The 9546-nt window shown below is 74.5% G+C and carries 3 protein-coding genes; 1 reads left to right on the top strand and 2 read right to left on the bottom strand.

Annotated elements, in window-relative coordinates; all coding sequences use genetic code 11:
* Positions 1-73: 73 nt before the first annotated feature.
* Positions 74-3706 (bottom strand): hypothetical protein, encoded by a 3633-nt coding sequence (locus tag ACIBR0_RS27995; RefSeq protein WP_396720581.1) that lies wholly within the window; start codon positions 3704-3706, stop codon positions 74-76.
* A gap of 10 nt (positions 3707-3716) precedes the next feature.
* Positions 3717-8399, bottom strand: a complete 4683-nt coding sequence (locus tag ACIBR0_RS28000) for a hypothetical protein (protein ID WP_396720583.1) — start codon at positions 8397-8399, stop codon at positions 3717-3719.
* A 235-nt stretch (positions 8400-8634) separates the two neighbouring features.
* Between ACIBR0_RS28000 and ACIBR0_RS28005 the strand changes: the two genes are divergently transcribed.
* Complete coding sequence (locus tag ACIBR0_RS28005; protein ID WP_396720585.1) at positions 8635-9372, top strand: N-acetyltransferase; 738 nt, start codon at positions 8635-8637, stop codon at positions 9370-9372.
* Positions 9373-9546 lie beyond the last annotated feature (174 nt).

Below are 9546 nucleotides of genomic sequence, written 5' to 3' on the forward strand. Positions count from 1 at the left end.
GGCCCACTTTCCGTGTGTTAAAAGGGGGCCCTTCCTCTACACGAGGCGTTAACTGGGGGCCCTTCCTTACACCTCAGGTGCCGCAGCAGTTGCGGTCGACCGGGGACAGCGGGGACGTGCGGAGGATGCGGACCTGGCCCAGGTCGCCGCCGAGGGGGTCGGTGAAGCCGCCGTTGGGTTCCGGCAGCACCTCGACCGCCAGGGCGCTGATCGGCGCCTTGTCGGGCAGCCCCGCCGCGTCGAGAGCGCCGCGCACCTCGGCACCGGTCCAACGGATTTCACCCTCCACCGCGAGCGGTGTGCCGTCGTGGTGGCCTCGGCGTAGCGGGTGCAGCCGCCGCAGGTCCAGCTGGACGTTGCGGCGGGTGCTCCCGTCGGCCTGCACCACCCGGGCGTAGAGCACCGCCCAGAGACCGGTGTTCGGCGGGTTCGGCAGGACCCGGCGCAGCCCGGTGTACGGCACCGCGTACGTCGAGCGCACCCGGACCGCGCCGTCCGGCTCGGCGAGCACCGAGCAGGGCAGCTCCGGCGCCGGATGGGCGACGCCCTCCAGCACCAGCGACTCACCGAACCGGCCCTGCGCCGTGCACCAGAGGGGGTCGGCGTCCGGCCCCCGGTCGTGCCCGAGGCGGATCTCGTAGGTGTAGAAGGAGAACAGCTCCGGCGAGTTCGGGTCGGTGTTCGGCGGCAACGGCACCAGGAAGTGCCGGTCGCTGTCGGCGGCCGGTTCCAGGCGCTGCATGGTGGCCAGGCCGGCGAGGTCCTGCACCTGCCCGGGAGTGATCACGCGGATCGGCTCCGGGTCCAGCGGCACGCCCTCGACGGTCGCCGGGTCGGCCACCGGTTCGGTGCCGGGCAGCAGCATCGGGTCGGGGGTGACGGTGAGCGGCCGGACGAAGTACCCGTCCCGAGGGTCGGCCGGCGGCGCGGCGAACTCCAGCCACAGCCGCCGGATCCGGGGCGCGGTCGCCGCGTACTCGGCGTCGGTGGAGTACGGCGTGAGCGCGATGCCGGCGGCGACCACCTTCGGCACCTGCGCGGGCGGCGTGACGACCGGCAGCCGGGTCTCCACCGACCGCGCGACCGTGCCGCCTCCCTCCAGGGTGAGGGTCAGGTCGTAGGTGACCACCAGCTCGTACGGGAATCCGTCCGGGCCGAGCGGCACGAGCAGCGCGTCGAGGAACACCAGGCGGGTCGCGGACCGGTCGACCGCACCCCGGGTGGCCTGCACGTTGACGCTGTCCATCAGCTCGACGGTGCCGACGTCCACGGTGATGTCCGGTGCGCCGGGGGCGTCCGGCATGCGGACCGTCCGCCGGACGGACAGGGTGGGCGAGCCGGCGCCGCGCCACGTCCAGTCCCGGTCCAGCACCACCCGCAGCGCGTTGATCCACTGCCCGGCCAGCTCGGCCGGGTCCGCGAGCTCCACGCTGGACACGTCGGGCGCCAGGTGGTGGGTGAGCCCCGCACACCCGAACCCGAAGCGCTGCCCGGGTGGACCGAGCAGCATCGGGCCGTCGGCGACCAGGTCCAGCGCACCGGCGAGCCGGCCGAGCAGCGCCGGGGTGGGCGCGTTCTGCGCGGCGAGGGCGTGCGCCACGACCGCCTGGCCGGCCGGGTCGGGGCGCAGGAACACCGACCGCAGCTCGTCGGCGGCGGGCAGCGGACGCAGGAGGTCCGTCTCGGCAGAGGCGGTCGCGACCGCGTGCAGGTCGACGATCCGCGCCGGGCCGCGCCGGGCGGCGTCGCTGCCGAAGTACGCCGGGTCGTCCGCGCCGAGGGCCCGCAGTTCCAGGCGTACGTCGCGGGCGGTGAGCACCGGCAGCGGGCCGGTCACCTCCCCCTCGGCGCCGGCCTGGCCGGTGACGTCGACCGCCGTGTGATCGGCCCCGTCGACCCAGTCGAGGTCCAGGGCGAGCGGGTCGGCCGGATCAGCCGGGAAGGGCCGCGTGGTGGTGTACCACTCGACGTACCCGCTCTCGTCGCCGGCCGGGTCGAACGCCGGGGTGCGCAGCAGCACCCGGACGTGCACGAGCGTGGTGTCCGGGTCTCCGATCGCGGGGCTGCTCGCGGTGTCCGGGTCGGCGTCGTTGGCGGCGATCTGCGCGAGCAGTTCGGCACGGGCGGCGGGGCCGGCGGCGAACACCGCCTCGGGGTAGCCGAGCGGCGGTCGGCGTACGGTCACGGCCGGGACGCTGCCGTCGGCGCCCGGGACGACCTCGTCCAGCGGCAGCATCGCCGGGGGACGGTGCCGACGAAGGACCAGGGTGGTGGTCGGGGCCTCCCCCTCGCGGGTCGGCTCGGCGTCGACGGTGGGACCACCGCCGGTGGCGTCGGCGAGCCGGACGCGGACGTCGTACGACCGGCCGTAGCGCAGCTCGACCGCGTCGGCGCCGACCGGTACGGCGGTGTCGGCCTGCCCCACCGGGACGTCCATCAACCGTTGGTCGTCGACGGTGTCCACGACGAGCGACCCGCCGCGCCAGCGCAGGAACCAGGCGGGCAGCCAGAGCTGGCCGCTGTGTTCGGCGGGTACGACCTCGCTCCACCGTTCCTCGCGGGCCTCGCCGAGGTCCACGCCGACGGTCAGCGGGGCGTCCACCAGGGACAGCGACGTCCACCCGTCCGCGCCGGACTCCCGCACGTCGACGCGGTAGCCGAGGATGCCGCGCGGGGCGAGCAACGGGTCCTCGCCGTCCGGTGGGGCGCCCAGGGCCCGGTTCTGGCCCTCCAGGATGTCCTCGTCGTCCCAGCCGAGCTGGATACCCTCGTCGCGGGCGAGCGGGGTGCCGTCGCCGTTCTCGTCCAGCGGGTCGGCGCTGACCGGCTGCCGGGCGTGCACGATCTTGGCGAAGCCGTCGTCGAAGCGCAGCGCCTCGGCGAAGACCCTGTCGTAGTTGCCGAGCGCCCCGGCCGCGGTGGCGTCGGCCGAGACCGGGAAGAGCACCGGGGTGAACAGCGGCGGGTCGGCGTCGACCGGCAGCCCCGGTACCCGGGTGGCGAAGGAGCGCAGGAAGGCCGGGTCGGCGGCGGCCTGGGCGGCGTAGTCGCCGTGTCCGGCGAGGTCGACCCAGAGCCACCCGCCGTGCTCCAGTCGGCCCTCTTCCAGCGGCACGTCGAGCGCGACGATCAGCCCGAGCGCCTCGGCCAGCCGGGGCCGGCGCAGCGCGAACGCGATGGCCTCGCCCCAGCCGATCACGGTCGCGGGCGGCGGGGGCACCGGCTCCGGCGGGCAGCTCATCAGGCAGTGGTAGGTGTCGTCGGTGACCGCGAGGGACGTACGCGGCCGGACGAACGGGAACGACCGCCGGTAGCTGACCGGCAGGTACTTGCGCAGCTGACGGCCGAGGTCGCGGCCCTGCGGGGCGAAGGTGTCGCCGGCCGGTCCGTCCGGGATCTCCAGGGCGTCGCCGATGGCGGTGAAGATGTCCCGGGCGTGCGGGGCGTGCAGCGTGTCCGGGTCCTTCGGCAGGACCGCGGTCTGGTCGACGAGCGTGCGCTGCGGCAGCGCGCCGGCGCTGTCGGAGAGCGACACGGTGAAGGCGAGTTTCGCGTCGGCGAAGGCCGGCACCCCGGGCGGGGCGGCCAGCAGCGGGGCGAGCGGGTTGCCGGCCGGGGCGACGAGCAGCCGGATCGACAGGGTCCGCCCGGCGTGGTCCCAGCGTTGCAGGTACGGCACGAGGGTCAGTTTGTGTGCGGTGGCCATGGCGTACTCCTCAGAGCGTGACCGTGTCGGTGACCTGGTAGGTCGCGCTGATCGAGATGATCAGGAAGAGGTCGACCTGGAGCTTGACCGACCCGGTGTAGTCGCACTTGGTGGTGCCGGCGTCGTCGTACACCAGGCCCCGGAGCTCGGCCCGGAGCTTGACCTTGACGATCTTGGCGCTCTGGGTGATGTCGACGCCGGCTTCGAGGGCCACCAGTCCCCCGTAGCTGGTCCGGTCGGCGATGGCGTCGTACGCGAGCACGAAGCCGACGCCGAGGAACGCGTACGCCCGGAAGACGCCGATGGCGCCCTCGACGCCGACGCCGACGAAGGCGACCAGCTCGAACTTCTCGCTGGTGACCGCCCCGGAGACCGAGGTGAGCGAGAAGGTGACCTTCAGGCTGGCGATGATGAAGATCTTCGCCACGCCGACCGTGGTGACCGGGAACTTGCCCTCCAGCTCGGCGCCGAACACCGCCGACGCCTTCGCGCCGCCGGTGGCCAGGTCGATGCCGCTGCTGGCGCCGACCGAGAGGGTCGCGGTGATCTCCGCGCCGATGGGCAGGGAGAACTTCGGGAACGACACGATGGTCTTCGCGTCGAACTTCACCTCGTGCTTGGCGTTGGTCGCGCCGAGCGGGATCGGCCCCTCCACGCCCCGCGCGCCGAAGAACGGGATGTAGCGCAGGATCTCCTCGATCTCGGCCAGCAGCAGCGACCGCAGCTCGACGATCTCCGGCCGCCGGTCGGTGCCGCCGGCGATGCGCAGCTCCGACCCGGTCAGCTCGGTCATTCCGGCGATGTCGGTCCAGATGCGCAGCCCGGTGAAGTCGGCCGACCACCGCTCCTCGGTCAGCTCCAGGCGCAGCACCGAGCCGTCGTACCGGAGCTGGGAGCCGTGGCCGCTGCTGCCGGCGAGCCGCAGCGGGGTGGGGTGGTTGACGATCTCGACCGGCGCGCTGAGGGCGAGCCGGCCGGTCGGGCCGACGTCCAGGTGCACCGCGCCGGGGGCGAGCTCGATCGTGTTCGCCGGCGGCGGGAACGCACCCTTGGAGGTGGAGCGGGCCAGGATGTCGGCGAGCGCCGGCTGGTGCCCGGACTCGATCCGGCGCACCCCGGGCGCCGGCACCGACGGCCGGGGGAAGCAGAACGCGTGCGTCGGGGTGCTCTGCACCAAGGCGTAGTCGTGCGCTGGCGCGCTCGGCACGAGCAGGTCGGCGGCGTCGGCGAACCGGTACGGCCCGGGCGCGCCGACCAGCGGCGGCTCGGTGAAGACCGTCCGGTCCCCGGCCGCGTACGCGATCGGGTAGCGGCGCAGCAGCGGCGTACCCCGGTTCTCCGCCACCGTGACGGCCTCGCCGCCTCCCGGCGGCGCGGCGGCCACCGGCCGGACCACCACCGACCAGGCCCCGGTCTCGGGCAGCCGCGGCGTGCCACGGACGGTCGCCACGAACACCGGCGTGCCGGCGTCGTCGGCGAGCCCGACCTCGATCCGCTGGGCGCGGAACGGCAGGCCGCTGCCGGCCACGTCGATGACGGTGTCGACCGGGCCCCCGACCGGGCCCTGCGCCTCGATCAGGGCCCGCAGCGCGGACGCCGGGGCCGGCGTGCCGTTCGGCGCCACCTGCAACCAGCCGAGCACGCCGGTGGCCCGGGTCCGTCCGGGCAGGCCGTCGAGGGCCAGGTCGGCGTCGAAGTGGTACGGCACCAGCTGCGTGCCGCCGGAGCCGAAGACCGCGCCGGGGGCCGGCCGGATGGTCCGCACGTCGAACAGGCCGCGGAACAGGCCGGCGTCGAACGTGTACGGGGCCACGACGACGTCGCCGACGCCCTCGTCGAAGTACCGGTAGTCGAACAGGCCCGGGGTGAACGCCTGCCAGCCGCTGTCCCGCCGGATCACCCCGCCGCCGGGGCGGCGCTCGACGGTCACCGACCGGGTCACGCGGATGCCCCACGGGTGCAGCACGCTGTTGACCTTGACGACCTCCAGCGCGGTCCGGCCGACCACCACCCGGAACTGCACCTTCGCGGCCTCGGCGAACGCGGCGAACGGGTTGTTCCAGTCGCTGAAGTTCGAGCCGCCGTAGCCGGAGATGTCGATCCGGGTGACCGGCACCCGGGGGTTGGCCGCCATGTCGTTGTTGAAGACGGTCTCCACGCTGCCGACGGGGTCGGCCGTCGAGCCGAGCACGGACAGCCCGAGCGGCGCGCCGCTGGCGAGGTCGACGCCGTTGAGGAGTTGCCGGAGCCGCCCGTCGAAGGTGGCGGAGACCCCGCCGTCGTCGGGCCGGCCGCCCTCGGCGTGCGCGGTGACCTGGATACCGCCGACCGCGTCCTCGGCGGGGAACGCCGGCCGGGTCAGGCCGAGCAGGTCGGCCGGACGGTCGGCGGTGGCGTCCGGGCGGACCAGCACCGCGGCGACCAGTCCGAAGGGGAGGGTCGTGCGCATCCCCACCGGGGTGCCGTCGCGGAACGCGCCGACAGTCCCGTCGAGGGCGTCGGCCGGGACCACCGGCACCAGCTTCTGCGACCGGGCGCCGAGGGTGGTGGCACCGCCGTCGACGGCCGAGGCCAGCGGCGTCGGGAACCAGCCCATCGTCATGATGTCCTGGTCGGCGTCGAGGGTGCGCACCGGTTCCCACTGCACCTGCGGCAGGGCCACCACCCGCAGGTCGGCGACCTCGGCGCGGACGTCGAGCCCGTCGACACCGAACGGGGTGCCGCCCTGCCGGCGCTGCCCGCCCATCGCCACGCCCAGCAGGTCCTGGTTGGTGGACACGTCCAGCAGCAGCAGGCCGGGCGCCGGACCGACCACCTCGTCGAGGTAGCGGTCGACCAGGGCCTCGCTGAGCGCGTTCTGCTGCCGGGCCGCCTCCACGCGCTGGCCCCGCAGCTCCTGCTCGCGGCGTCGCGCCGCGAGCCACTCGGCGCCGGTCCGCTTGTCCAGACCGAGCCGCCCCTGCTCGACCTGGGTCAGACCCACGTCGGTGCCGTCGTCCCGGTCGTCCGCCGGACGCGGCTCGCCGGACGAGGCGGGCCGTCCGCTGACCGCGGCCGACGGGCCGAGCCGGCCGTCGAAGTCGACCGTCACCGCGGAGTCCGGCGCGGTCCACCCGACCGTGCAGACCAGCGCGGCCGGCGGCGGTTCCCGGCCGATCCGGGGACGGGTGACGGCGGCGTTGGCGACGTACGGGTCGGGCAGGATCGGCGCCCACCCGTGCACGCCGAGGAGCAGGTGCGCCTGGCCGGCCTCGACCGAGCGCCCGTCGCGCAGCGCCCCGCGCACGTAGACCAGGCCCGGCAGGGCCGTCCACACCAGCGCGTTGCGCAGGGCGAACTGGAGGTGCCGCCGGGGGTCCGGCGGCAGCGTCGCGCCGAGCAGGGCGGTGACCTCGCCACCGAGCCGGTGCAGCAGGAGCACCCCGCTCTGCGCCGGGGTGGGCACCGGCCGGCCCGCGGTGGTCAGCGGCCGGTCCAGCGCCACCTCCGCGCCGCCCTGCGTCATCAGGTGCTCGCCGTCGGCGAGGTGGCAGTTGTAGAGCAGGAAGAAGGGCCGGTCGTAGCTTTGCCGCCACGGCAGCCGGTGCCCTCCGTCGGGCAGCGCCCACAGGTCGTACGTGTGGTCCACCGGTGGACTCAGCGCGGCGATGCCCTCGGCGACCAGCATCGCGCCGGCCGCCGACACGGCCACCCAGGCCTCCGGCAGCTCGTGCGGGCGTGGGTCGGGTTCGTACCAGCGGGCGGTCAGGCCGGTGACCTGGAGCAGCCAGCGGGCGGCGGTCGCCGCCTCGCCGAGGATCGCCGGATCACCGGCGGTCACCACGGGCAGGCCGAGCCCGCCGCCGCGTACGGTCGCGACCCCGGTCGCCGCGTCGGTGGCCCCGAAGCGGACCAGGTCCGTGCCGATGGCGGTGGGGTCGAGGGTGTCCGGCTCGACGTCGTACGCGAGCACGAGCGTCCAGAGCCGGGGCAGGAAGGTGGTGTCGCCGGTGGCGGAGCCGAAGCGGAACCGTTGCCCCCACACCCGCGCCTCGCCGGAGTCGCCGTCGATCTCCAGCCCACCAGCGCCGAAGCGCAGGCTGACCGACCCGGGCAGGGCGGTGGCGGCGTCCGCGCCGGTGCACCCGCCGTCGCCGTCCGGCGGGGTGTCGGCGGCCGGTGCGACCTTGAGCGCGGCGGCCAGCGGAGCGGGCACCGTGACGACGTCGCCGGCCACGGTCGCGGCGCCGGGCAGGGTGAGGGTGCCACCGGAGACCTGCAGCCCGGCGTACGCGTCGGCGGGCAGTCCCCCGATCAGGTCGCCCCGAATCCAGACGGTGCCGGCGTCGACGGCGATCCGCAGGCCGGTCGGCCCGGCCGTCCCGGGTCGGGCGGCGGTGAGCACCAGCGCCGGTGCGGCGGCCCCGGACTCGCGCACCTCGACCCGGCGGGCGGTGAGGAAGACGTCGTAGAAGATGTCGGTGCCGCCCGGGCTCCGGAACGGTCCGATCCGGCGGCTGGGAGCCAGTCCGGAGAGCCGGTCGACGAAACGGCCGGCGAGCAGGTCCTCCCGCTCGTCGCGCCGGTTGACCAGCAGGGCGTCGGCGGGCAGCCGGGTGCCGCTGCGGCGCAGGGTGTCGTCGGCGAGGCGGGCGAGGGTGTCGAGGCCCGGAATCGTCCGGGCCGGGCGCGGGTTGCGGGATGGATCGGACACGCGCTCCTCCTTCGGGAGGGTGGCCACGGCGGTGGCCGGTACCGATCCTTCTCGTGATCACTCCCCGTGAGAGTCCGCTCGCCGACAGCACCGCTATCAACAAAGCGCCTCAGGTGCAAGGAAGGGCCCCTTCTTAACGCCTCCGGTAGAGGAAGGGCCCCTTTTTAACGCGAGCCGCACCACGGTTGCGAAAAGGCGCTGCGGCTCGCTCGGTGCGGCGACTACCGTCCGCACAATGGATCTGGAGATCGTTCCGCTGGCCGAGCGCCCCGACCTGGCGCCCCTGCTCGACGACTTCGACGGCGCCTGGCCGGAGTTCATGACCTGGGATCCGATGGCGTCGCTGTACTACGCCGTCGCCGACCGCCACTACCCCGAGTACGTCCTCCTCGCGCTGGACCCGGCCGTGCCGGGCCGGGCGGTCGCCCGCGCGTACAGCGTGCCGTTGCACTGGACGCAGGACACACTGCCACCGGGCGGGTGGGACCGGATCGTGCAGCGGGCGAGCATCAACCGTCTCGCCGGCACGACCCCGAACCTGGTATCGGCGCTGGAGATCTGCGTACGGCCGGAGGCCCGTGGTGGCGGGGTGTCCGCCCGGATGCTGGCGGCGATGCGCGCCAACGCCCGCCGCCTCGGCTTCACCGAACTGGTCGCGCCGGTCCGCCCGAACGGCAAGCAGGACCCGGACCAGCCGATGCGGGAGTACGCGTACCAGGTCCGCGACGACGGCCTGCCGGTCGACCCGTGGCTGCGGGTGCACGTCCGGGCAGGTGGCCGCATCGACTCCGTGGCGCCACGGTCGATGACCATCCCCGGCACCCTGGCCGAGTGGCGGTCCTGGACCGGCCTGCCCTTCGACCGCACCGGCCCGGTGCACGTGCCGCAGGCGCTGGCCCCGGTCTGGTGCGACGTCGCACAGGACCACGCCGTCTACGTGGAACCCAACGTCTGGGTCCGCCACCCCCTCTGACCCCACCCCTGACCCCACCCCCGCGATCTTGCACTTTCGGTCGCCGGGATGCGGCTTTCGCGTCTTTCGCCGGGGCACGAAGTGCAAGACGCTTCTATGTGTGTGGTGATCGGTTCGGCTGGTTGCCGTTAGGGTTCGGCGTTGGTGATCACTTGGGTGACTCTGCTAGCGATC

The sequence above is a fragment of the Micromonospora sp. NPDC049497 genome (assembly GCF_044465805.1).
Taxonomy (GTDB): Bacteria; Actinomycetota; Actinomycetes; order Mycobacteriales; family Micromonosporaceae; genus Micromonospora.

Coding starts and splice junctions, on each gene's coding strand:
- ACIBR0_RS27995 (WP_396720581.1), bottom strand. CDS start 3,706: ATGGCCACCGCACACAAACTGACCCTCGTGCCGTACCTGCAACGCTGG.
- ACIBR0_RS28005 (WP_396720585.1), top strand. CDS start 8,635: ATGGATCTGGAGATCGTTCCGCTGGCCGAGCGCCCCGACCTGGCGCCC.